Annotated in this window: 19 protein-coding genes and 1 pseudogene; 10 read left to right on the top strand and 10 right to left on the bottom strand. The window is 73.0% G+C overall.

What is annotated here, in order from left to right:
* Nucleotides 1-9: 9 nt before the first annotated feature.
* From ABD832_RS09570 to ABD832_RS09580, 3 genes are all read right to left on the bottom strand, one after another.
* Complete coding sequence (locus tag ABD832_RS09570; RefSeq protein ID WP_344891396.1) at nucleotides 10-789, bottom strand: 2,3-dihydro-2,3-dihydroxybenzoate dehydrogenase; 780 nt, start codon at nucleotides 787-789, stop codon at nucleotides 10-12.
* Nucleotides 790-1,204: 415 nt separating this feature from the next.
* The gene (locus ABD832_RS09575) at nucleotides 1,205-2,122 is read right to left on the bottom strand and encodes a DUF1996 domain-containing protein (RefSeq protein WP_344891399.1); all 918 of its coding nucleotides are present in this window, start codon (nucleotides 2,120-2,122) and stop codon (nucleotides 1,205-1,207) included.
* A gap of 73 nt (nucleotides 2,123-2,195) precedes the next feature.
* Nucleotides 2,196-3,914 carry a discoidin domain-containing protein gene (locus ABD832_RS09580; protein WP_344891402.1) on the bottom strand — a complete coding sequence of 573 codons (1,719 nt, stop codon included), beginning with the start codon at nucleotides 3,912-3,914 and terminating at the stop codon, nucleotides 2,196-2,198.
* Nucleotides 3,915-4,342: 428 nt separating this feature from the next.
* Between ABD832_RS09580 and ABD832_RS09585 the strand changes: the two are divergent.
* Both ABD832_RS09585 and ABD832_RS09590 read left to right on the top strand, forming a co-directional pair.
* Nucleotides 4,343-4,432: pseudogene (locus ABD832_RS09585) on the top strand (LacI family DNA-binding transcriptional regulator); the annotation flags it as partial.
* A gap of 397 nt (nucleotides 4,433-4,829) precedes the next feature.
* Nucleotides 4,830-5,339 (top strand): substrate-binding domain-containing protein, encoded by a 510-nt coding sequence (locus ABD832_RS09590; RefSeq protein ID WP_344891406.1) that lies wholly within the window; start codon nucleotides 4,830-4,832, stop codon nucleotides 5,337-5,339.
* On the opposite strand, the gene ABD832_RS09595 is transcribed toward ABD832_RS09590, so the two are convergent.
* Nucleotides 5,323-5,841: a MarR family winged helix-turn-helix transcriptional regulator gene (locus tag ABD832_RS09595; protein ID WP_344891409.1), complete on the bottom strand. Its 519-nt coding sequence runs from the start codon at nucleotides 5,839-5,841 to the stop codon at nucleotides 5,323-5,325. The genes ABD832_RS09590 and ABD832_RS09595 overlap by 17 nt on opposite strands.
* Before the next feature lie 195 nt (nucleotides 5,842-6,036).
* On the opposite strand from ABD832_RS09595, the gene ABD832_RS09600 reads away from it, so the two are divergent.
* Entirely contained in the window at nucleotides 6,037-6,987 is a 951-nt protein-coding gene (locus tag ABD832_RS09600) for an NAD-dependent epimerase/dehydratase family protein (protein ID WP_344891411.1), read from the top strand.
* 17 nt (nucleotides 6,988-7,004) lie between these two features.
* Here the strand turns inward: ABD832_RS09600 and ABD832_RS09605 are convergent, their stop codons facing one another.
* Both ABD832_RS09605 and ABD832_RS09610 read right to left on the bottom strand, forming a co-directional pair.
* Nucleotides 7,005-7,763, bottom strand: coding sequence for an MFS transporter (locus tag ABD832_RS09605; protein ID WP_344891413.1), 759 nt, complete (start codon nucleotides 7,761-7,763; stop codon nucleotides 7,005-7,007).
* Nucleotides 7,678-8,280, bottom strand: a complete 603-nt coding sequence (locus ABD832_RS09610; RefSeq protein ID WP_344891415.1) for an MFS transporter — start codon at nucleotides 8,278-8,280, stop codon at nucleotides 7,678-7,680. The genes ABD832_RS09605 and ABD832_RS09610 overlap by 86 nt, the downstream gene beginning before the upstream one ends.
* A gap of 244 nt (nucleotides 8,281-8,524) precedes the next feature.
* Between ABD832_RS09610 and pdxR the strand changes: the two genes are divergently transcribed.
* Nucleotides 8,525-9,982 (top strand): MocR-like pyridoxine biosynthesis transcription factor PdxR, encoded by a 1,458-nt coding sequence (gene pdxR / locus ABD832_RS09615; RefSeq protein ID WP_344891417.1) that lies wholly within the window; start codon nucleotides 8,525-8,527, stop codon nucleotides 9,980-9,982.
* Nucleotides 9,983-10,103: 121 nt separating this feature from the next.
* On the opposite strand, the gene ABD832_RS09620 is transcribed toward pdxR, so the two are convergent.
* From ABD832_RS09620 to corA, 3 genes are all read right to left on the bottom strand, one after another.
* Entirely contained in the window at nucleotides 10,104-11,396 is a 1,293-nt protein-coding gene (locus tag ABD832_RS09620; protein WP_344891420.1) for an aspartate aminotransferase type Ic, read from the bottom strand.
* Nucleotides 11,397-11,594: 198 nt separating this feature from the next.
* Entirely contained in the window at nucleotides 11,595-12,302 is a 708-nt protein-coding gene (locus ABD832_RS09625) for an HNH endonuclease family protein (protein ID WP_344891423.1), read from the bottom strand.
* A 143-nt stretch (nucleotides 12,303-12,445) separates the two neighbouring features.
* Nucleotides 12,446-13,414, bottom strand: coding sequence for a magnesium/cobalt transporter CorA (gene corA, locus ABD832_RS09630; protein ID WP_344891426.1), 969 nt, complete (start codon nucleotides 13,412-13,414; stop codon nucleotides 12,446-12,448).
* Nucleotides 13,415-13,580: 166 nt separating this feature from the next.
* Between corA and ABD832_RS09635 the strand changes: the two genes are divergently transcribed.
* Complete coding sequence (locus ABD832_RS09635; RefSeq protein WP_344891429.1) at nucleotides 13,581-14,072, top strand: hypothetical protein; 492 nt, start codon at nucleotides 13,581-13,583, stop codon at nucleotides 14,070-14,072.
* Here the strand turns inward: ABD832_RS09635 and ABD832_RS09640 are convergent, their stop codons facing one another.
* The gene (locus ABD832_RS09640; RefSeq protein WP_344891432.1) at nucleotides 14,073-15,362 is read right to left on the bottom strand and encodes a benzoate/H(+) symporter BenE family transporter; all 1,290 of its coding nucleotides are present in this window, start codon (nucleotides 15,360-15,362) and stop codon (nucleotides 14,073-14,075) included.
* Nucleotides 15,363-15,432: 70 nt separating this feature from the next.
* Between ABD832_RS09640 and ABD832_RS09645 the strand changes: the two genes are divergently transcribed.
* The 5 genes from ABD832_RS09645 to ABD832_RS09665 all read left to right on the top strand — a co-directional run bounded on the left by ABD832_RS09645 (nucleotide 15,433) and on the right by ABD832_RS09665 (nucleotide 22,138).
* Nucleotides 15,433-16,032 (top strand): helix-turn-helix domain-containing protein, encoded by a 600-nt coding sequence (locus ABD832_RS09645; RefSeq protein WP_344891435.1) that lies wholly within the window; start codon nucleotides 15,433-15,435, stop codon nucleotides 16,030-16,032.
* Nucleotides 16,033-16,128: 96 nt separating this feature from the next.
* Entirely contained in the window at nucleotides 16,129-17,334 is a 1,206-nt protein-coding gene (locus ABD832_RS09650) for an MFS transporter (protein ID WP_344891438.1), read from the top strand.
* A 540-nt stretch (nucleotides 17,335-17,874) separates the two neighbouring features.
* Entirely contained in the window at nucleotides 17,875-19,257 is a 1,383-nt protein-coding gene (gene rho, locus ABD832_RS09655) for a transcription termination factor Rho (RefSeq protein WP_344891441.1), read from the top strand.
* A gap of 107 nt (nucleotides 19,258-19,364) precedes the next feature.
* Nucleotides 19,365-20,195, top strand: a complete 831-nt coding sequence (locus ABD832_RS09660) for a putative RNA methyltransferase (RefSeq protein WP_344891444.1) — start codon at nucleotides 19,365-19,367, stop codon at nucleotides 20,193-20,195.
* Nucleotides 20,196-20,371: 176 nt separating this feature from the next.
* The gene (locus ABD832_RS09665; RefSeq protein WP_344891447.1) at nucleotides 20,372-22,138 is read left to right on the top strand and encodes a S9 family peptidase; all 1,767 of its coding nucleotides are present in this window, start codon (nucleotides 20,372-20,374) and stop codon (nucleotides 22,136-22,138) included.
* Nucleotides 22,139-22,152: the final 14 nt, after the last annotated feature.

Below are 22,152 nucleotides of genomic sequence, written 5' to 3' on the forward strand. Positions count from 1 at the left end.
GATGCCGCGCTAGGCCCGGAGCGTGGCGCCCCCGTCGACGTACAGGTCCTGCATGGTGATGTGCCTGGCGCGGTCGGAGGCCAGGAAGAGGACGGCGTCCGCGACGTCCTCGGGAGCGGCCAGCCTGCCCAGCGGGATGCCCACCCGGAAGGTGGCCGGTGAGCCCTCGACGACCGTCCGCGCGTCGTGCTCGCCGGTCCACAGGGCGCGCTGCATGGCGGTGTCGGTCGAGCCGGGCGACACCACGTTGCACCGGATGCCGTACGGCGCCAGCTCCAGGCCGAGGCACCTGGTGAAGTGCGCGGCGGCGGCCTTGGAGGCGGCGTAGGCCGCCATGTTCGTGCGGGGCACGCCCGCGGCGTTGGAGCCCACGGTGACGATCGCCCCGGATCTGCGGGGGATCATCCGGCGGGCGACCGCGCGGGAGAGGTGGAAGACACCGCCGGCGTTGACCGCGAAGGTGCGTGCCCATTCCTCGTCGCCGATGGTGACGGCCGGGCCCGAGCAGAGCACTCCGGCCACGTTGACGAGCAGCCCGATCGGGCCGAGGTCGGTCTCGACGCGCGCGATCACGTCGTCGACGGCGGCGCTGTCGGCGACCTGGCAGGTGTAGGCGACCGCGGTGCCGAGCCCGGCGGCGACCCGCTCGACCCGCTCGGTGTCGACGTCGAGGGCGGCGACGCGTGCACCCGCCCTCGTCAGGGCGCGTGCCACCGCCTCGCCGATTCCCCGCGCCGCACCGGTGACCACGGCCACCGCGCCGTCCCTCAGCGCGCCTTCCCCCAGCATGCTCCCGCCTCCGTCAGCTTGTGCCGTAGGAAGGCTAGTGCCATCACTTTGGGTTGCGCAGCAAAAACTTATAGTTACTTTTCACAGATCAGCGGGACATGCCGACGCTTGTGAGGAAGGGGCGGGAACGCCACGGGAGGCGGGACGAGGCCCGGGTCCGAGCACCGCGTCACCCGGGAACCGCGTCGCACCGCGTCGCCGGGAAAGGCAGGAAATGCGGGAAAGACGGGAAGGCAGGAAAGGGAGGAGCGGTGCGGGCCGATGGCCCGCACCGCTCGGATCCGGTCGGATCGGGACGGGTCCTCGTCCGCCGTGCCCGGGACGGGCTCCGCTCCCCCGGATCGGGAAGGGTCACCCTTTCCCCGGGTCGGGAAGGGTCACCGCCCGCGCCGGGACCGGGGCCCGTCCCCTCGGGTCAGGACGGGTTGCCGTCCGCGCCGCACTTGATGATCGGGCGGATGCAGTTGCGCACCCGGCGCTCCATCTCGGCCACGGGCCAGGCGTTGAAGAAGTCACCGTGCATGGTGTACCCGGGTCCGGAGGCCAGGCGGAACCGCGCCGGGTCGCCGTTGACCGGGTAGCGCAGCACCTGGCGCAGCTTGGGCACCGGCACCGGGTGCGAGGCCGGGCAGGTCCCGCCCACCGGGTAGGACATGTGGCTCTTGTGGTCGGGGGAGTCGAGGTCCCTGCCGTTCCAGCACTGCGGGAAGTCCAGGTAGGACTCCAGCATCGTGCCCGCCGGGCAGTTCACGAAGTTCTTCGAGGCGCCCACGTGCCCGGCGTGCAGGCACGACCAGCGCGCGATCGTGTTGTCGTCGGGCCCGGTCGCCCTGGCGTTGCCCGCGACGATCCGCAGGCCGAGCGGGAGCGGCTGGGTCCGCGCGATCACGTCGTCGCGCACGCCCTCGCCCAGGTAGTAGAACGTGGTGCCGGTCGGCTCCACCGGGGTGTTGCCGTTGTACAGGGTCGGCACCCAGTACGACGACAGGTCGACGCGCGGGTTGCAGTTGCTGGGAGCGCTCTGCAGGCTCGCCAGGGTCGTGTGGGCGTTGACGGTGGTGCTGCCGAAGAAGCTGTGCATGTGCGACGCGCCGGGCAGGCCGGGGAAGATGATCGGGTCGTCGGGCAGCCGGTGGCTGAACGGGCAGTCGGCGAGGAACTCCGCCACCCGTACGACGGCCGCGGACGAGCCGGCGGCCTGCGAGCGCGACGCCGTGCCTGCCTGGGCGGGCAGGACCGACAGGGACGTGCCCAGCAGCGCGGCGAGCGCGAGGGCCAGGGTCAGCGGGCGTAGCCGGCGCCAGAGGGCACCGGACGAGGGACGTGGACGCATGGGACGGCTCCTTTGGCCGGCTCTCCGGCACGGCTCGCCGGGAGCCGTGCCGGAAGGGGGGGTGGGCGAGGGGTTACCGGTAGACGCGTACGTAGTCGACGAGCATCTGCTTGGGGAAGCCGGTGCTCGCGTCCGGCGGGCCGGGCCAGTCACCGCCGACCGCGAGGTTGAGGATGATGTAGAAGGGGTGGTCGAAGACCCACGGGCCCCGCGTCGCCTCGACCTGTTCCTTGCTGATGGTGTAGACCGTGCGGCCGTCCAGGGTGTAGACGATGCCCTTGCTGTCCCAGTTGGCGGCCCAGACGTGGAAGTCGTCGGAGAAGTCGGCCCCGTTCGGCAGCGTGTACGGGCTGCCGATGCCGCCGCCGCCGTTGTAGGCGGGCGCGTGCACGGTCGAGTAGGAGGTCTTGACGTCCTTGCCGAGCACCTCCAGGATGTCGATCTCCCCGTTGTACGGCCACGGCCTGCCGGTGAGGAAGTCGGCGCCCATCATCCAGAACGCGGGCCACAGGCCGTTGCCCTTGGGGACCTTGACGCGGGCCTCGACCCGGCCGTAGGTGAAGGTGAACTTGCCTCCGGTGTTGATCCGTCCCGAGGTGTACCGGCAGGGTCCGCCCGGGCACGACGACCCGGCGGTGGTCTCCTCCCTCGCGGTGATGACGAGGTTGCCGTTGCCGTCCATGGCGGTGTTCTCGGGCTTGTAGTACTCCAGCTCGTTGTTCGGGCCGGTCCCCGGGTCCTGGGTCCACTTGGCCGCGTCGGGCCTGGTCCCGGAGGCGCCGTTGAACTCGTCGCTCCAGACCAGCGACGGCGGGTTGGCCGGGTCGGCCGGGAGCGGCGGGGGCGTGATCGGCGCGCCACCGGTGCCCCAGACCTGGAACTCCCACAGCGAGTAGCCGTACGGGGTGGCCCGCTGGGTGCCGTACATGCGCACGTAGCGGCCGGTCCCGTCGACGGTCAGCGTCTGCTTGAAGCCGGTGCCGGTGGTGGTGGAGTAGATCGGGGTCCAGGTGGCGTTGTCCGGGGAGACCTGGATCTGGAACGCCCTGGCGTAGGCCGGGTCCCACTGCAGCACGACCCTCTTGATCTGCGCGGTCGCGCCGAGGTCGACGGAGATCCAGGCCGGGTCCACCCAGCCGCCGGTGGGGCTGGTCGCCCAGCGCGAGGCCGGGTCGCGGTCGAAGGCCCTGGCCGGGGTGCACTCCCAGCAGTTCCCGTCGTGCTGGGAGGTGGAGGCCGCGCCGGGCCTGCCGTAGGAGAGCAGTCTCAGCTCACCGGGGTTGCCGGGGTCGGTGGAGCCGGTCGTGCCGTAGACCTGGAACTCCCACAGCGAGTAGCCGTAGGCGGTGGCCCGCTGGGTGCCGTACACGCGCACGTAGCGGCCGGATCCGCTGACGGTCAGCGTCTGGTCGCCACCGGTGCCGGTGGTGGTGGAGTGGATCGTCGTCCAGGTGGTGCCGTTGGACGAGGTCTGGATCTGGAAGGCGCGTCCGTGGGCGGCCTCCCACTTCAGCGAGACCTGGGAGATGGTCGCGGTGGCGCCGAGGTCGACCTGGAGCCACTGCGGGTCGCTGAACGCGCTGGACCAGCGGGTGCCCGGGTTGCCGTCGACGGCGGCGGACGCCGGGAAGGCCACTCCCTCGGAGGAGGAGGCCGTCACCGGCCTGCCCTGGGAGAGCAGGACGTCGGCGGCCGCCGAGGCGGGCAGGACGGCCAGGCAGGGGGCGAGGAGGCTGACGGCGAGGGCGATCAGCAGGACCAGTGGGCGGGCGGGATGTCGAGGCGAGGGCATCGCGTCTCCTCGGAGTGGGGGGTGCAACCGATATCGGTTCGGGGAGCGCTCTCTGAGCAGAGATTGCTCTTGTCTGACCGACGCTGTCAAGTACCCGCTCAACCAGTAGGAAACGGCCCGGACACGTGTCGGTAACCAGCCGCACGGCTCAGGGAGCGCTCCCGGAGAAGCTTTTCGGTCATCGCTCGTGGCCTCTGAGCAGCATCTTGGCGGCACCCGGGCCGAAAGCGTCCCGCCGGAACGTCGCCGTCGCGTGACGCCGTGGGGGCCGTGCCGGCCCGCGGGAATCCGGCGAGAATTTCCTCCGTGGACCGCTCCCGCACCGGGGAGCGTTCTCTTCATGATCAACGGATAGGCTTCGGGGAGGGTGGGACCGCACGCCCCGGCAGCCCTGGCCACCCGGCGGTACGCACTGCGGGAGAGACCACATGAGACGTCCCACGCTGGACGCCGTCGCCACCCGGGCCGGCGTGTCCAAGTCGACGGTCTCCAGGGTGGTGAACGGCGAGCCGACGGTCGCCGCCGACATCCGCGACCTCGTCATGCGGGTGGTGAACGAGCTGGGGTACATCCCCAACCCCGCGGCGCGCAGCCTGGTGACCCGGCGCACCGACTCCATCGCGGTGATCGTCTCCGACCCGCCGGCCGGGCTCGTCTCGGACGACCCGATGTTCTCCACGGTCGTGCGCGCGGCCAGCCGCGAGTTCGAGGCCGCGGGCAAGCAGGTCGTGCTCATGCTCGCCGGTTCGGACGACGCCCGGCTGCGCGCCAGGCAGTTCGTGGCCGCCCGCCACGTGGACGCGGTCATGCTGGTGTCGATGCACGGCGCCGACCCGCTGCCCGCGGCGCTCGCCGCCACCGGCGTCCCGCTCGTCTCGCACGGCAGGCCCCCCCTCCCGGACGTCCATCCCCTGGGTGGACAACGACAACGTCGGCGGGGCCGCCCAGGCCGTACGGCACCTGCTGGAGGGCGGGCGGCGCCGGATCGCCACGATCTCCGGGCCGCTGGACATGTCCGCCGCCCAGGACAGGCTGGGCGCCTACCGCGAGGTGCTGAGCGAGACCGGGCGGCGTTCGATCGTGTCCATCGGGGACTTCACCCGCGTCTCCGGGGCCGAGGCCATGGCGCAGCTGCTGGAGGACGACCCGGCGCTGGACGCGGTCTTCGCCGCCAACGACCTGATGGCGATCGGCGCGCTGCGGGCGCTGCGCCGGTCGGGCCGGCGGGTGCCCGACGACGTGGCGGTGGTGGGGTACGACGACATCGAGGCGGCCCTCTACACCGATCCGCCGCTCAGCACGGTGCGCAGCCCCATGGGCGAGCAGGCCGCCGCCTCGGCCCGCCTGCTGCTCGGCCTGCTGCGGGGCGAGCCCGCGGAGCCGGTGATCCTGCCGACCCGGCTCGTGGTCAGGGAGTCGAGCTAGCCTCCCGCGCCGGGGGAAGCGGGTCGTCCCCCGTCCGCCGGTGCCCGCCGTGGGTCCCGGCCTGGAGGGCACGGGCCAGGCCGTCCAGCCCGAGCGCGAGACCGGCGCGCTCGGCGTCGGTGAGCTCGCCGAACAGCGTGGCGTGCATGGTGCGCAGGCCCGCGCCGACCTCCTCGGCCGCGGCCCACCCCTGCTCGGTGAGGCGGAGGCGGTAGAAGCGGCGGTTCGCCGGGTCGCGCTCGCGCGACAGCCACCCCCGCCGCTCCATGCCCGCGGCCAGGCGGCTCACGGTGCTCTTCTCCAGGCCCAGGCGGACGGCCAGCTCCCGCTGGGAGAGCGTCTCGCCCTCGGCGAGCTCACCGAGGGCGAACACCTCCGACAGGGAGAGCCGCAGCTCACCGTGGCCGTGCGGTTCGAGCAGCCCGCCCGCCCTGGCGAGCAGCCGGAGCAGCCGGCGCAGATCGTCGTCCGGGAACACTCCCTTATGAGTTGTGTCGTACAACTGTTGGTCCTATGCTCGGTGTCGGACAGTTGCTTCGTACAACTTATAGGAGGGTGCCATGCGCACCGCCCATGGAGACCGCACGACCGGCGTGAGCGCGCCCGGCCGCCCCGCCCAGGACGGCCGCCCCGCCGGGGACGACCGCCTCCTCGGGGACGGCCGCCACGACGGACCGGCCGGTCGGCGGTCGCGGCGATGAGGGCACTGGTGCTCGGCGGGTACGGCGCGGTCGGCGCCCGGATCGTGGACGGCCTGCGCGCCGGTGGGGACGTGGCGCTCGCCGCGGGCCGCGACGCCGCACGCGCCGACGTGCGCGTCGACCTGACCGTCCCCGCCTCCGTACGGGCGGCGCTGACCGGGATCGACGTCGTCGTCAACGCGGCCGGTGCCGAGGACCCGGCGCTGGCGGCCCTGGTCACCGAGCACGGCGCGGCGTTCGTCGACGTCACCGCCACCACCGCCTACGTCACCGCCCTGGAACGGCTCGCACCGCCCCGGCCGGTCCTGCTGAGCGTGGGGCTCGCCCCCGGCCTGACGAACCTGCTCGCCGCCGCGGTGCACGACCCGGCCGCCCCCGCGCCGATCGACGTGGTCCTGATGCTGGGGGCCGGCGAGCACCACGGCGAGGCGTCGTACGCGTGGGCCTACGGCCTGCTCGGCCGCGACTTCCGCGACCCCTGGACCGGGACGGCGGTGCGCAACTACACCCGCGGTCTCCGTCTCGACCTGCCCGGCTACGGCAGGCGACGGGTCTACCGGGCCGACTACTCCGACCAGCACGTCCTCACCCGGGACCTCGGCGTGCCGGTACGGACCCGCTTCGGCCTGGACTCGCGGGCGGCGACCGCCTGCCTGGCGATGCTGACCCGCCTTCCGGGCGCGTCGAGAGCGCCCCGGGGACTGCGCTTCCCCGGCACCGACCGGTGGCTGGCGCTCGCCCGTTCCGGGAACGGCACGACGCGCTGGGCCACCGGCCACGGGGAGGTGCGGGCCACCGCCGCCGTCGCGGTGTCCGCGGCGCGGGCCGCCACGACCCTGTCGCCCGGCGTCCACCACCTGCACCGCGTGTCGGCGCTCGGCGACCTCCCCGGGGACGCCGGCATCCGGCTCGGTTCCTCACCCCGGGACCTCCTGCCCGTCCCGTGACGCGGTGGCGGCGGGCCTCAGGAGGTCCGCGCTCCCTCCGGATCGACCGGACCGGCCGGACCGGTGGGATCAGTGGAATCGGCGGGATCGGGCCGGGTCCGCCGGGCCCAGTGCACGGCCGGTCCCGTCGCCAGGCCCGACACCAGGAACACGCCGCCCATCACCAGCCAGCCCGGCGTACCCCAGACGACGATCAGCGTGGTGAGCAGCAGCGGCCCGAGCATCCTCGCGACCGCAGCGCCGGAGCCGAAGAAGCCCTGGTACTGGCCCTGCCTGCCGGCCGGGGCGAGGTCGAACCCGATCTCCCAGGCGCCCGAGGCCTGCAGCATCTCACCGGCCACCTGCAGGCACGCCCCCAGGAGCAGGACGAGCCCGGCGGCCCAGGCGCCGGAGACGGCCGAGGAGAGGGCGAACACCACGCACGCGGCGAACATCACCGCGCCCGCCAGCCGGACGGACGCCGAGGCGCTCCCCAGGTCCGTGACCCGCCGGGCCACCCGCACCTGGAACAGCACCACCGCCAGGGTGTTCACCACCAGCAGGGCGGAGACCGTCCAGCTCGGCGCCTGGGTGCGCTGGACCACCCACAGGGGGATGACCAGGCTCAGGATCGGCATGTTCAACAACGCGATCATGTTGAGGAAGGAGATCAGCGCGTACGGCCGGTCCCTGAGCACCGCCAGCGCCGGCTCACCGGCCGGGGCCGCGGGCGTGGCCGGTACCGCGGGCAGGCGGAGCAGGATCAGGGCCGCCAGCAGGAAACTCAGCGCGTCCATCGCGAGGACGGCCAGGTAGGCCGCCTCGGTGTCGAGGTGCAGCGCCGCTCCGCCGGACGCGGCCCCCGACCGCCAGCCCGGCGTTGGACGTCGCCTGCAACCGGGCCCGGACCCCGGTCCGCCGCGCCCGGTCCACCAGTCCCGCAAGCAGCGCCTGCCTGGCCGCGGCCAGCCCGCACTGGCAGGTCGCGTACGCGCAGGCGACGAGCACGAAGAGCGGGAAGGAGCGCACGAACAGGAACGAGCCGACCGCGAGGGCTGTGGCCACGGCCAGGAGGACCGCCGTGCCGCGCGGTCCGCGACGGTCGGCGAGGTGCCCGAGCGGGACGCTCGCCACGAACCCCACGGCCCAGGCGAGCGTCAGCCCGAACCCCACCTGTGCCGGTGAGAGGCCGACGATCCGGATGAAGTAGAGCGCCGAGCAGACGTAGTAGGCGCCGTCCCCGATGGAGTTGGCCAGCTGCGCGAGGGCGAGGACCCTCGGTGGCCCGGGGGACGGCATGATCCGGCCGAACATGGCTCTCCTTGACGGTCTGCCGGTGCGACGCCCCGGAGCGGCCCGCCGCAAGCGGGGCGGAACGACCGTACCGGGGCGGAATGGCCCGGGATAAGGTCCAATGAACGACGATCGGACCGGGCCGATTCACGCCGATTCACGCCGATTCCACGCCGATTCCACGACGATCCCGCGCCGGTCCCGCATCGGCGCCGGACCGGTCCGGGGCCGATCCGGGGCCGGTCCCTGGCCGGTGAGGAGATGCATGGACGTCCACGTGAGCATCGCCGGGCGCGGTGACCGGTCGGCCCGTATCTACCGCCAGCTCCTGGACGCCGTCCTGGACGGCCGCCTGCGTCCCGGGGAGCGGCTGCCCTCCACCCGCGAGCTGGCGCTCAGGATCGGCGTCTCGCGCAACACCGTGGCCCTGGCCTACGAGCGGCTGACCGCCGAGGGCGTCGTGACCGGTCGCGTCGGCTCGGGCACCTTCGTCCGCGCCGAACCCCTGCGCCGTCCCCGTCCCCGGAACGCCCCCGAGGGCGGGGTGCGTCCCCGGGAGCTGTGGCGGTCGCCGCCCGTCGTCCCGCACGACGAGCCGGACGGGCCGGACGAGGCGGCCTGGACGCCGGTCTACGACTTCAGGGCGGGCTTCCCCGACACGCGGCTGTTCCCGTTCGAGACCTGGCGCGGGCTGCTCACCCGGGAGCTGCGCCCGGCACTGACCCGTTCCCCCGGGTACGGGGATCCTGCCGGGCACGCGCACCTCCGGGAGGCCATCGCCCGCCATGTCGGGATCTCCCGCTCGGTCCGGGCGAGCGCCGCCGACGTGCTGGTCACCCAGGGGGCCCAGCAGGCGCTCGACCTGATCGGACGCGTCCTGATCGAGCCGGGCTGCGAGGTGGCGGTCGAGGACCCGGGCTACCCACCGGCCAGGCGGTTGTTCCGGTCACTGGGCGCCCGGGTCACCGGCGTCCCGGTCGACGCCGAGGGCCTGGACGTGTCCGCGCTCCCCGACTCCGCCCGCCTGGTCTACGTCACCCCCTCGCACCAGTTCCCGCTGGGCACGGCGATGTCGCTCGGCCGCCGTACCGCGCTGCTCGACTGGGCCGGGCGGCGGGGCGCCGTGGTCATCGAGGACGACTACGACAGCGAGTTCCGCTTCGGCGGCCGCCCGCTCGAACCGCTGCAGAGCCTCGACCGTGACGGCCACGTCGTCTACGTCGGCTCCTTCTCCAAGACGCTGCTGCCCATGCTGCGGCTGGGCTTCCTGATCGCCCCGGCCTCGCTGCGCCCCGCGCTGCGTACCGCCAAACGGCTCACCGACTGGCACGGCGAGACCCCCACCCAGGCCGCGCTGGCCCGGTTCATCGACGAGGGGCTGCTCGCACGTCACGTCCGCAGGGCGACACGCGAGTACGCGGCCCGCCGTGAGCGCATCCTCAGCACGCTCGGGCGGGACTTCTCCGGCCTGCTGGAGCCGGTTCCCTCCGCGGCCGGACTGCACCTGTGCGCCCACCTGGCCCCCGGCGCCGGGACCGGCACCGACCGGCTGAGGTCGCGGGCGGCGCGGGCGGGCGTCGCCGTGGACGACCTCGCCCCCTACCACGACGCGGGCCCGGCGAGACCGGGCCTGGTGATCGGATACGGCTCGATCCCCGCGGAACGGATCACGCCGGGCCTGGAACGTCTCGCGGAGAGCTTCCGGGCCCTGCGGGGCGAGTAACGCGCACCGGGACGGGACCGGACGCGACGGGACGCAACGGGAGCCGGATCCGGCTCCGGATCCGGGCCCGCGATTCCTCGCGGTGGGAGCCGGACCAGGGTCCGCGGTCTCTCCGGAGGAGTCAGACCCGGCCCGCGTCCCGCAGCAGCTTCTCGGTGGCGACGAGGCGCACGCAGACCGTCAGGCCCGCGATGGCCGCCTCCAGCTCCTCCTGCTCCGGGTAGGTGGGGGCGATGCGGATGGTGCTGTCGCGCGGGTCGGTCCCGTACGGGTGGGTGGCGCCCGCGGGGGTCAGGGCGATGCCCGCCTCCCCGGCCCGCATGACCACGTCGCGGGCGCAGCCGTCCAGCACGTCGAGGCTGACGAAGTAGCCGCCCGCCGGGGTGGACCAGGTCGCCAGGCCGGTGCCGCCCAGTTCCTTGGACAGGATCGCCTCGACCGCGTCGAACTTCGGCCGCAGCAGCTCACGGTGGCGGCGCATGTGCTCGGCCAGCCCGGCCTCGTCGCGCAGGAACTGCACGTGGCGCAGGTGGTTGATCTTGTCGGGGCCGATGGTCCGCTTGCCCGTGTGCCCGATCAGCCAGGCCACGTTGGCCGGGGACGCCCCGAAGAAGGAGACCCCGGAACCGGCGAAGGTGATCTTGGAGGTGGAGCCGAACACGAGGGCGCGGTCCGGGCTCCCGTTCTCGGCGCAGAGCGTCAGGATGTCGGCGATCTCCACCGGCGTGTCCGTCAGATGGTGCACCGCGTAGGCGTTGTCCCAGAAGACGCGGAAGTCCGGGGCGAGGGTCGGCATGGCGGCCAGGCGCCGCACGGTCTCGTCGCCGTAGCTGACGCCGCTGGGGTTGCTGTACTTGGGCACGCACCAGATGCCCTTGATCTGCGCGTCCTCGGCCACCAGGCGCTCGACGACGTCCATGTCCGGCCCGTCGGCGTCCATCGGCACCGGGATCAGCTCGATGCCGAACCGCTCGCACAGGGCGAAGTGGCGGTCGTATCCCGGCACCGGGCACAGGAACGCGATCCGCGGCTCGTCGGCCCAGCGGCGGGTGGCGCCGGGCACCGTGCCGAGCAGGGCGTGGACCACCGTGTCGTGCATCAGCGACAGGCTGGAGTTGTCGGCCGCGACGAGCTGCGCGGCGGGCACCTGCAGCGGGCCGCTGAAGATCTCCCGGAGCTCGGGCAGGCCCTGGAGCCCGCCGTAGTTGCGGCAGTCGGTCCCGTCGGCGGCGGCATGGCCCCGGGGAAGGCCGAGCAGTTCCTCGGAGAGGTCGAGCTGGCGCGCCGAGGGCTTGCCCCGGGTGAGGTCGAGCGAGAGCCCGCGCCGGACGAGCGCCTCGTGGTCGCGCCGGGCCGCGTCCCGCAGGGCGGTCAGCTCGTCGATGGACAGGGCCGAGAGGGCCGGAGAGGTCACGGGAGTTCCTTCGCCTGCTGGTCGGTGCCGGTTCCGGAGGCGACCGGCGACGACCGTGGGAACGGCGCGCGACCTCCTCCGGAGGTGACCGGGGTCGGTCTCGAAGGATAGAAGACCACAGCGTGCGACCGGAAACCGGCACCCGCGCCCGTGGCCCGGACTCCCGCCCTGGGGACAGGGACGGGGACGGGGACACGGTCAGCGGCACTGGGCGAGCATGACCCTCTTGTCCGCGCGGGTGACCGGCAGGTCGTACTTCAGGGCGACCTGGGCGAAGCGGACGGCGTAGGCGCAGCGGATCCCCCGCCTCGGGGGGAGCCAGGACGCCGGGCCGGACCCGCCCTTGGCCTCGTTGGCGTCGCCGTACACCGGAAGGAGGTTGAGCGGGTCGTTGGCGAAGCGCGTCCGCTTGGACATCGGCCACCGGGACGTCCCCATCCGCCATCCGTACGAGAGCGGGACCACGTGGTCGACCTGGATCTCGTCGGAGCGTTTCTTGCTCCAGCGGACGATCCGGCCGGTGTAGGGGTCGCGCAGCCTCATGGAGACCACCACGCACTCGGAGCCACGGCGGTAGCGCACCTGTTCGCCGTCGCGGGCCAGCAGGTCGTCGCGGGTACGGCAGCCGTTTCGCGCGTACGGCACGTCCCGGGCGGTGTCCGCCCAGTTCTCGCCGTACCGGATCCGGCTGTAGCCCGCCTTGGACCTCATCCCCGCGACGCGGAGCCCGCCGATCAGCCTGGTGGCGGCCCTGCGGTCGCCCGCCGACCTGACCGCCGCCAGCCCGGGGCCGACGCCGTCCGGATTGTCCAGTGGCGCGACCCTCGCCGGGGCGGCCCCGGCGGGAGAGTCCTCACGCGCCGACAGTGAGAAGAGCACCGCGGCGCCGAGCACCACGGTGAACACCCCCCCGCGTGCTCACCCATGCCTCCAGAAAGGTCTCCGGGCTCGGACTTTGTTGATTCCCGGGAATCCGTTGACCGACACGGGACGTCCACCGGTTGAGACCCGGCGCCGCCGGACCCGGCGCCGTCGGACCCGGCGCCGGGTCAGAGCCAGTTGCGCTTCCGGAAGGCCCGGTAGAGCAGGACGGTGCCCACCACGATCAGGATCGTGGACGTCCAGAAGCCGATCGAGTGGCCGTAGCCGGGATAGGGCACGTTCTGCCCGTAGAAACCGGTGATCATCGTGGGCACCGCGATGATGGCCGCCCAGCTGGTGATCTTCTTCATGATGTCGTTGAGCCGGAAGCCCTGCTGGTTCATGTGGGTGTCCCGGACGTTGGTCACCAGGTCCTGCAGCGACTCGCTCCACTCCGCGGTGCGCAGGGTGTGGTCGTAGATGTCCTGGTAGTACGGGACGAGCTTGGCCTCCAGGACCTCCTCCCCCCTGCGCAGCAGACTGCCCACCACGTCGCGCATCGGCACGGCCAGCCGCCGGAAGCGCACCAGCTTCTTGTGCATGTCGAAGGTCCGGCGCTGGATGTGCGGCATGTCGCCGGGGTTCTCCTGGAACAGGTCGTTCTCCAGGTCCTCGACCCGGTCGTCCACCGTCTGCAGCACGTCGAAGTAGCCGTCCACGACGTAGTCGAGCACACCGTGCAGCAGGTACGGCACCCCGAGTTTGACCAGCTCGGAGTTGGCGTCCCAGCGCCTGACCACCTCGTCGATGTCGAAGGTGGAATTCTCCCGCACGGTGACCAGCGCGTTCTTCGTCACGAAGATCGAGACCTCGACGAACTCGACCGTCTCGTCCTTGAGCCTCGTGGCGTAGGCGGTGATGAACAGGTGGCTGTCGTAGGTGTCGAGCTTGGGCCGCTGATGGCTCTGGAGCGCGTCCTCGACCGCCAGGGGGTGCAGCCCCAGCTCCTCGCTGACCTTCGCCAGGTCCGCCTTCGTGGGCGAGCAGAGGTCGAACCAGACGACGGCGGAGTCGTCCGCCACGTGGTCCGAGATGTCGTCGATCGGGAAGCCCTCGGCCTCCAGGACGCCGTTGCGGTACAGGCGGGTGCGGTCCATGGGCGCCCACCCTAGCCCCGTCCGGCAGGACGTTCGAAGGGGGCCGTCCGGATATATTCCCGGCAACCTCGGGGTTCGAGGAATAACCCGGCCCGCCCTGGGCAGCAGTGGCCGTTACAACAGACGAAGCCTGAGGTGAGGTCACATGATAGTGCTGGGACTTCTCTTGATCGTACTCGCGGGTGCGACCGTGATCGCGGTCTCCTGGGACGAGACCGCAGCATCGACCACCACCGCGACGTTCACGATGTTCGACCGTACGTACCAGCTGACCCAGCTGGAGCTCTTCTTCGCGGGTGTGGCCACCGGAGCGGTCTTCCTGCTCGGTCTCGGCATCATCTTCGCCGGGATGAAGCGTTCGGCCGCGCGCCGCCGCAAGCTCCGCGCCGCGCGGGCGGAGGAGCACGACCGCGTCACCCGTCTGGAGGAGGAGAAGCGGGAGCTGGAGCGCAAGCTCGAGGAGACCCCCGCGACTTCGGCGACGACCGCCTCGACGACGACCACCACCACCTCCACGGCCCCGGCGGTCGACCGTGACCGCGACGGTGTCGACGACCGCCTGGAGGACACCGCCCCGCACCCGCGGGTCGACGTGCCCCGCCAGACCGTCAACGACCAGCTGGTCGCCGGTCGTCACGGGAACGCGGACCGCCACTAGTCACCGGTCCCGTCCCACCTCCGACCGATCCCGACCGAACTCGTCCGACGCCGGTGCGGCACCCATCGCACCGGCGTCGGCATGTCCGGACGGTCCCGTCGCCCCGGGAACGGCCTCCCGCGAGGTGGACGCGCCGGACGGGGACGCGGGGCGGTGGTGCAGGAGCGTCATGAGCCCCCCGGCGACGAGCCCCCAGAAGGCCGCGCCGATGCCCAGCAGCGTCAGCCCGGACGCGGTCACCACGAAGGTGACGGCCGCGGCCTCCCTGCGCCCGGGGTCGGCGACGGCGGAGACGAGCGCCGCGGCGAGCGCGCCCAGCAGGGCCAGGCCCGCGACGGCCTCGACCAGCAGCGGCGGGGAGAGCAGGACGAGCGCGGTGGCCAGTCCCGAGCCGATCCCCAGGACGATCATCGAGATCCCCGCGGTGACCGAGGCGATCCACCGGCGGGACGGGTCGGGACCGGCGTCGGGACCCGCGGCCAGGGCCGCGCTGATCGCCGCCAGGTTCACCGCGTGACCGCCCAGCGGCGCTCCGAGCGTGCTGGCCAGACCGGTGGAGACGAGGATCCCGCGCAGCGGGGGGCGATAGCCGTACCCGGCCAGGACCGCCATGCCCGGCACGTTCTGCGAGGCCATGGTGACCAGGAACAGCGGGAGCGCGATGCTGACCAGCGCCTGGGCGCTCCAGGAGGGGGCGGTCACCTCCACGATCGGCCACAGGTCCGCCGCGCCCGGCGCCTGCCCGGTCAGGGCGATCGCCGCGACGGCCACGAGGAGGGCCACCGGGGTCGCCCAGCGGCGCGCGAACCTGCTCAGCAGCACCCACACGAGCACGGCGGGCCCGGCCAGCAGCGGTATCTCGGCGAGCGCCCGGACCGGCGCGATGCACAGGTCGAGCAGGACCCCCGCGAGCATGGCCCCGGCGATCGGCGCGGGGATCGCGCCGATCCAGCGGCCCAGGGCCGGGAACAGCCCCGCCGCGGTGAGCAGGAGCCCGGAGACCGCGAACGCGCCGATCGCGGCGGGAAACCCGCCCTCCACGGTCCCGGTCGCCACCAGCAGCGCGGCGCCGGGCGTGGACCAAGCGATGGTGATCGGGACGCGCCGGCGCAGGCCGAGCCAGACGGCGACCACGCCGTTGGCCACGCAGAGCGCCAGCAGCCCGGACGCGGCCTGCCGCTGGTCGGCACCCACCGCCCTGAGCCCGGCCAGGACGACCGCGAACGAGCTGGCGAAACCGACGACCGCGGTGACCACTCCGGCGACCACGGGTTGAAGCAGGCGGGACATGTCGATCCTCACGCGGGGGGACGTGCGCTGTTCCGTAAACGGAACAGCCTCGATGGCGCACCATAGCCTCATGGACTCCGGAGCACAAAACCTCTCGCCCGCCATGGACTGCGACACGGCCGGCATAGGGCGGCGGATCCGTCTGCTGCGCGAGGAACGCGGCATGTCGCTGTCGGCCCTGGCCCGTGCCGCGGGCGTCGGCAAGGCCACGCTCTCCGGCCTGGAGAACGGCACCCGCAACCCGACGCTGGAGACCCTCTGGGCGATCACCGCCGAGCTGGGCGTCCCGATGGCCATGGCCATCGGCGCCCCCGCGGCGGGCACGGGCACCGCCGGGGGCGGGAGCGTGAGCGAGGGGACGCCGGTCGTCCAGGGGACCGCCGTCGGCGGGACGCTCCTGCAGGTCTTCGAGGACGAGTCGGTCACCTACGAGCTCTACCGGCTGGTGATCTGCGCGGGGACGCCGCAGGTCTCGCCCGCCCACCACGAGGGCGTCACCGAGCACGTGACCGTCTTCGCCGGGACGCTCAGCGCAGGGCCGGTCGGGGCCCCGATGCGGGCCGGGCCCGGCGAGCACGTCTCCTGGCGGTCGGACGTCCCGCACTCCTATGTCGCCCTGGGGGAACAGGAGGTCCACGCCTCCCTGCTGATGCGCTACCCGCGTCCCTGACACCCGTGCCGGCGGTCCGGCCGCCGTCGGCACCCGGCCACCCGGGTCCATTTCAAAATTGGGCAAAAGTAATATTTAGGTATGACACCACGGTCCATGGCGATTCTCTTCTGGGCCACGGGTGTCCTGGCGTACGTGATCGCCGTCTTCCACCGGCAGTCACTGGGCGTGGCCGGCATCGAGGCGGCGGCACGGCTCGGCGTCGGCGCGGCGGGGCTCTCCGCGCTGGCGATGTGCCAGCTTCTCGTCTACGCGGGCATGCAGGTGCCGGTCGGCATGCTGCTCGACCGGTTCGGCTCCAAGCGCATGCTGGTGCTGGGGGCCGCCGTGATGGCCTGCGGGGAGCTCGTCTTCGCCCTGGCCTCGGGGCTCGTGGCGGGGATCGCGGGCAGGGCACTGGTCGGCTGCGGCGACGCGATGACGTTCATCAGCGTGATCAGGCTGGTCAGCCTCTCCTTCTCCGCCCGCCGCAACCCGCTGATCGTGCAGATCACCGGCCTGATCGGCCAGGTCGGCGCGGTCGCCTCGGCGGTGCCCCTCATCCACTCCCTGCACGTGTACGGCTGGACTCCCACGTTCACCGGCGCCGCCGTCCTCGGCGTGGTCTCCGCGTTCCTGGTGCTCCTCGTGCTGCGCGACTCCCGCCCCCAGCGGACGGACCGCCCTCCGGGTCTGAGGGCCGCCTGGGCCGAGCCCGGCACCCGGCTGGGCATGTGGACCCACGCGGCCACCCAGTGCTCGTCCGCCTCGTTCCTGCTGCTGTGGGGGTACCCGTTCCTGGTCCAGGGCCAGGGGCTGTCCCCGGCGACGGCGGGCGTGCTGCTGTCCACGCTGACCGTCTGCGGCATGGCCTGCGGGCCGCTGCTCGGCTACCTCGCCGGACGGTTCCCCTTCCACCGCTCCCGCCTGGTGCTCTTCGTGATCGGCACCACCGCGGGGGCGTGGAGCGCCGTGCTGCTCTGGCCGGGGCGGGCCCCGTTCTGGCTCCTGGTGGTGCTCGTGGTGGCGCTGGGGACCAACGGCCCCGGGTCGCTGATCGGGTTCGACTACGCCAGGACCTTCAACCCCACCACCCGGATCGGCGCGGCCACCGGCATCGTGAACGGCGGCGGCTTCGTCGCCTCGGTCTCGGTGATCGCCCTGATCGGCGTCACGCTCGACGTGATCGGGAACGAGAGCCTGGACGCCTTCCGGTGGGCGTTCCTCATGCAGTACCCGGTCTGGGCACTGGGCACCGTCCAGGTCCTCCGCTACCGCGGCAAGGCGCGCCGGCTGCTCCTGGCCGCCGAGACGAACACCTGACCCGCCCGGCCCGCCTGCCGTACCGGGTCGCGAGGTCACGACGGCCGCCGGGGCCGGGAACACCCCGGCCCCGGCGGCCGTTGTGACCTGATGTGGCCCCCGCCCTCCTGTCCGGGACGGCGTGAGAGTGCTACCGTGATCGCGGGTGTGACGCACCGTCGGCCAGACCGCGTGCGACGATCCACCCTTCTTCCCCGTGACCGCGGTGCCGGTCCGATCGCTCGAACCCGGTTCGACCGCCGTGCGGCCTGCCGATCCGATCCCGATCCGATCCGATCCCGATCTGATCCGATTCGCCACCGTGAGCCGGTCCACCGCGTCCGCACCCGTTCCTCGGTGCGCCGGTCCGCCTGTTCGCCGGTCCGCCGCGTTCGCGCCGTCCGGCCACCCGCGCCGGGCCTTCCGCCCCGCGTCCGGGCCGGCTCGTCTCCGAGCCCCTTCCCGGCGCCGGGCACGCTCCGCCGCTCCCATCCCCCGGACGGCCGTGCGGCCTTTCCCCCGACGTTCCCCCTACGTTCCACGAGACCCTGAGAGGTCCCCATGACGACCGAAATCCCCGCGGTGATCTCCACCGCCCCCATGACCCCCGAGACGTCCGCAACCCCTGAGACGTCCGCGACCACCCCCCACCGGGCCGCTCCCCGCACGACCGCCGTCCGCGAGGCCGGTACCCGCAGGAGCACCCGCCGCACCGGCGCACCGGAGGGCACCGCCGGTAAGGTCCCCCGCCCCCGCCGGGACGACGCGAGCCGCACCGCACGGACCCCGCGGACCCCACCGACCTCACGACCCCCGCTGACCCCGGCCGGCGACCGGGCCGAGGGAGCGTCCGGCGGGCACACTCCCGTCGAGACCGTGACCGGCCTGCTCGACGTCCAGGGCAGGACCGGCCACCTCCGGACCCGCGGTCACCTGCCCGGACCGGGTGACGTGCGCGTTCCCCCCGCCCAGATCACCGAGTACGGCCTTCGCCCCGGCGACCTCGTCGTGGCCACCTCGCGGGCCCCGTACGAGAGGCTGGAGGGGGTGGAGAGCGTGAACGGCGGTCCCGCCGGGCGGCCACGGCCCGACTTCGCCGACATGACCCCGATCCACCCGCGCGAGCGGCTCCGCCTGGAGGCCGGATCGGCGACCGGCAGGATCGTCGACCTGTTCGCGCCGGTGGGCAAGGGACAGCGCGGCCTCATCGTCGCCCCGCCCAAGGCGGGCAAGACGATGGTCCTGCAGAACCTGGCCGCCGCGATCAGCGCGAGCCACCCGGACTGCCACCTCATGGTGGTGCTCGTCGGCGAGCGCCCCGAGGAGGTCACCGAGATGCGCGAGTCCATCCGGGGCGAGGTCGCCGCGTCCACCTTCGACCGTCCCGACCGCGACCACACCGCCGTCGCCGAGCTCGCGGTCGAGCGCGCCAAGCGCCTGGCCGAGAGCGGACGCGACGTCGTGCTCCTGCTGGACTCCCTGACCCGGCTGGCCCGCGCGTACAACAACCTCGCCCCCGGTGGCGGGCGGACGCTGGCCGGTGGCATCGACACCACGGCCCTGCTGCCCCCGCGGCGCTTCTTCGGCGCCGCGCGCAACCTGCGCGACGGGGGCTCGCTGACCATCCTGGCCACCGTCCTGGTCGAGACCGGCTCGCGGATGGACGACAGCCTGTTCGAGGAGTTCAAGGGCACCGGCAACATGGAGCTGCGCCTCAGCCGTGCCCTCGCCGACAGGCGCCTCTACCCCGCCGTGGACCTCGACGCGTCCGGCACCCGCCGCGAGGAGATCCTCCTCGACCCGCAGGAACGGGAGCTCACCTGGCGGCTGCGCCGCACGCTGGGCGGCCTGGAGCGGCAGCAGGCCCTGGAGCTCCTCCTCGACCGGCTCGGCGAGACCCCCGACAACGCGGCCTTCCTCCGGCTGATCCGGCAGACCACCTGATCACCGGCCCGTCCCGGGCTCCTGCCCGTACCCGCTGCGACCCCGGCACGGACCCGGCACGGGCCCGGCCGGACGGCGCCCCCCGCGGCAGGCGGCATGATGGCGGGATGCTGGCCGATGTCGTCGAACTCCTCGCCTGCCCGGTCTGCGCGGGCGGGCTGACCCTTCACGAGCGGGTCCTCGGGTGCGACCTGGGGCACGGCTTCGACGTCGCCAGGCAGGGGTACGTCAGCCTGCTGACCGGGTCGCGGGTGCCGGGCACGGCCGACACCGCGGCCATGGTGGCGGCCAGGGACGCCTTCCTGGGCGCCGGGCACTACGCCCCCCTCGCCCGCGCGGTGGCCGACGCCTGCCCCGCCGGGGCCGGGGTGCTGGCGGACGCCGGAGCCGGGACGGGCCACTATCTCGCCGGAGCGCTGGACGCGCTGCCCGGGGCCGTCGGGGTGGCGCTGGACGTCTCCAAGCACGCGATCAGGCGGGCCGCGCGGGCGCATCCGCGATCGGGCGCCGTGGTGGCCGACGTATGGAGGCCGCTCCCGCTGAGAGATGGCACGATAGATGTACTTCTGAATGTGTTCGCCCCAAGAAATGGGGCAGAGTTCGCTCGGGTGCTCAAAGGTGCTGGTGAGCTCGTCGTGGTCACACCCACCTCACGGCATCTCGTGCCACTGGTGGAGCGGCTGGGACTCCTGTCGGTGGACGAATCGAAGGAGCGGCGGATGGCGGAGAGCCTGAGCGAGCACTTCATCGAGACCGGCCGGAGCAGCCATGCGTTCGAACTCGTCCTGGAGCACGACGCGATCGAGGCGGTCGTGGGGATGGGCCCGAGCGCCTGGCACATGAATCCTGGGGTTATGCGAAGAAAGATCGCTGATCTACCTGAAAAGAGCACCGTGGAGGCTTCTTTCCGCATGTCTATCTTTAAGCGCCGTCGATAAGCAAGCTGTGTGCTTGACAGCTACCTTGGCGACCCGTGTTACTGATGTGACATTTAGTCCGAAATTCCCTGACATTAACCAAGCAATTGCCCGGTGAAGGCGACATACTGGACCGCAATCCGGCGGGCCCGCGCCCGGACACGTGAAGCTGAAGCCCTGACGGAGGGAAGCGCCATATGAAGGCGGAGGAGCGCTGGCAGGCCAGGTTCCGCGCGCCGCGCGTGACGCTGCCCGTGTGGGCGGGTCAGGCCCCCAGCCGGTCCGTCTACCGCAGCAACGCCTCGGGAGCGTGGGAGGTCTACGCCTGGGACCGGGCGGCGGGTTCCACCCGTCAGGTGACCTCCAGGCCCAAGGGCACCTCGCACGGCGCGATCGACCCCACCGGCCGGTGGATCTGGTGGTTCGAGGACACCGACGGCGACGAGTGGGGCCGGTGGATGCGCCAGCCCTTCGGCGGCGGGCCCGACGAGCCGATCGACCTCCCCCCGGGCTTCCCGTCCGGGCTCGGGCTGGCGGCCACCGGCGACGCGGTCGTCGGGATGGCCAGGCCCGGCCAGGGCTTCACCGTCCACCTCGTACGGCCCGGCGAGCCCGCCAGGACGGTCTACGAGCACTCCGAGGCCGCCTCGGTCTCCGCGGTCTCCCTGGACGGCTCCCTGATCGCGATCGGCCACAGCGAGCACGGCGACGCCCGTCACCCCGCGTTGCGCGTGCTCCGGCCGAACGGCGAGGTCGTCGGCGACCTGTCCGACGGCCCCGGCAAGGGCGTCCTCGGCCTGCGCTTCGCCCCGCTGTCCGGGGACCGCCGGCTGCTCACCCTGCACGAGCGCAGGGGCCGCCGCGAGCCTCTGGTCTGGGACCCCGAGACCGGCGACCAGCGCGAGATCTGGCTGCGCGACCCCGGGGAGATCACCGCCGACTGGTACGACGACGGCCGCTCACTGCTCGTGGTGCGCGCCCACCGCGGCCGTACCTCCCTGACCCGCTACGACCTCCCCGGCGGCGGGCTGTTCCCGATCGAGACCCAGCACGGCGTGATCGACGCCGCCGCGCCGCGGCCCGACGGCTCGGTCGAGTACTCCTGGTCCAGCGGAGCGCACCCGCCGCTGATCCGGTCGACCAGCGGCCACGTCGTGATGAACCACGGCGGCCCCACCTCGCCCCCGTCGGTCCCGGTCGAGGACGTCGACGTGGAGGGGCCGGGCGGCCGCATCCACGCCCTGGTCTCGCGACCCGAGCGCGGTTCCGGGCCCTTCCCCTCGGTCTTCCTGCTGCACGGCGGGCCCACCGCGCAGGACGACGACTCGTTCGTGCCGCAGGTGGCCGCCTGGGTGGACCTCGGCTTCGCGGTCGTACGGGTCAACTACCGCGGCTCGACCGGCTACGGCTCGGCCTGGCGGAACGCCCTGCACGGCGACCTCGGGCACATCGAGCTCTCCGACGTCGCCGCGGTCAGGGAGACCATGGTCGACCGGGGCGTCTGCGACCCCGACCGGCTGGTGCTCGCCGGCGCCTCCTGGGGCGGCTACCTCACCCTGCTGGGCCTGGGCACCCAGCCCAAGATGTGGGCGGCGGGCATCGCCACGGTGCCGATCGCCGACCACGAGGCCACCTACCGGGAGGAGGCCGAGGGACTGCGCTCCTACCACCGCGCACTGTTCGGCGGCTCCCCCGAGGAGCAGCCCGAGCGCTACGCGGGCAGCTCACCGATCACCTACGTCGACCAGGTCGAGGCGCCCCTGCTGATCCTCGCCGGGGAGAACGACCCGCGCTGCCCGATCGGGCAGATCGAGGCGTACGTGGCGCGGCTCGCCTCGCGCGGCCACGAGCACGAGATCTACCGCTACGACGCGGGCCACGGCTCCCTGGTCGTCTCCGAGCGCATCGCCCAGATGTCGGCGCAGCTGGACTTCGCCCGCAGGCACATCAAGATCGACGGCTGACCGCGCCAGCCCCC

This window comes from Streptosporangium longisporum (assembly GCF_039534895.1).
In the GTDB taxonomy this organism is placed as follows: domain Bacteria; phylum Actinomycetota; class Actinomycetes; order Streptosporangiales; family Streptosporangiaceae; genus Streptosporangium; species Streptosporangium longisporum.

Bases quoted from the DNA above. Each gene is read 5' to 3' on its own strand.
- ABD832_RS09570 (WP_344891396.1), bottom strand. From the start codon at position 789: ATGCTGGGGGAAGGCGCGCTGAGGGACGGCGCGGTGGCCGTGGTCACC.
- ABD832_RS09575 (WP_344891399.1), bottom strand. From the start codon at position 2,122: ATGCGTCCACGTCCCTCGTCCGGTGCCCTCTGGCGCCGGCTACGCCCG.
- ABD832_RS09580 (WP_344891402.1), bottom strand. From the start codon at position 3,914: ATGCCCTCGCCTCGACATCCCGCCCGCCCACTGGTCCTGCTGATCGCC.
- ABD832_RS09600 (WP_344891411.1), top strand. From the start codon at position 6,037: ATGAGGGCACTGGTGCTCGGCGGGTACGGCGCGGTCGGCGCCCGGATC.
- ABD832_RS09605 (WP_344891413.1), bottom strand. From the start codon at position 7,763: ATGGACGCGCTGAGTTTCCTGCTGGCGGCCCTGATCCTGCTCCGCCTG.
- ABD832_RS09610 (WP_344891415.1), bottom strand. From the start codon at position 8,280: ATGTTCGGCCGGATCATGCCGTCCCCCGGGCCACCGAGGGTCCTCGCC.
- pdxR (WP_344891417.1), top strand. From the start codon at position 8,525: ATGGACGTCCACGTGAGCATCGCCGGGCGCGGTGACCGGTCGGCCCGT.
- corA (WP_344891426.1), bottom strand. From the start codon at position 13,414: ATGGACCGCACCCGCCTGTACCGCAACGGCGTCCTGGAGGCCGAGGGC.
- ABD832_RS09640 (WP_344891432.1), bottom strand. From the start codon at position 15,362: ATGTCCCGCCTGCTTCAACCCGTGGTCGCCGGAGTGGTCACCGCGGTC.
- ABD832_RS09645 (WP_344891435.1), top strand. From the start codon at position 15,433: ATGGACTCCGGAGCACAAAACCTCTCGCCCGCCATGGACTGCGACACG.
- ABD832_RS09650 (WP_344891438.1), top strand. From the start codon at position 16,129: ATGGCGATTCTCTTCTGGGCCACGGGTGTCCTGGCGTACGTGATCGCC.
- rho (WP_344891441.1), top strand. From the start codon at position 17,875: ATGACGACCGAAATCCCCGCGGTGATCTCCACCGCCCCCATGACCCCC.
- ABD832_RS09660 (WP_344891444.1), top strand. From the start codon at position 19,365: ATGCTGGCCGATGTCGTCGAACTCCTCGCCTGCCCGGTCTGCGCGGGC.
- ABD832_RS09665 (WP_344891447.1), top strand. From the start codon at position 20,372: ATGAAGGCGGAGGAGCGCTGGCAGGCCAGGTTCCGCGCGCCGCGCGTG.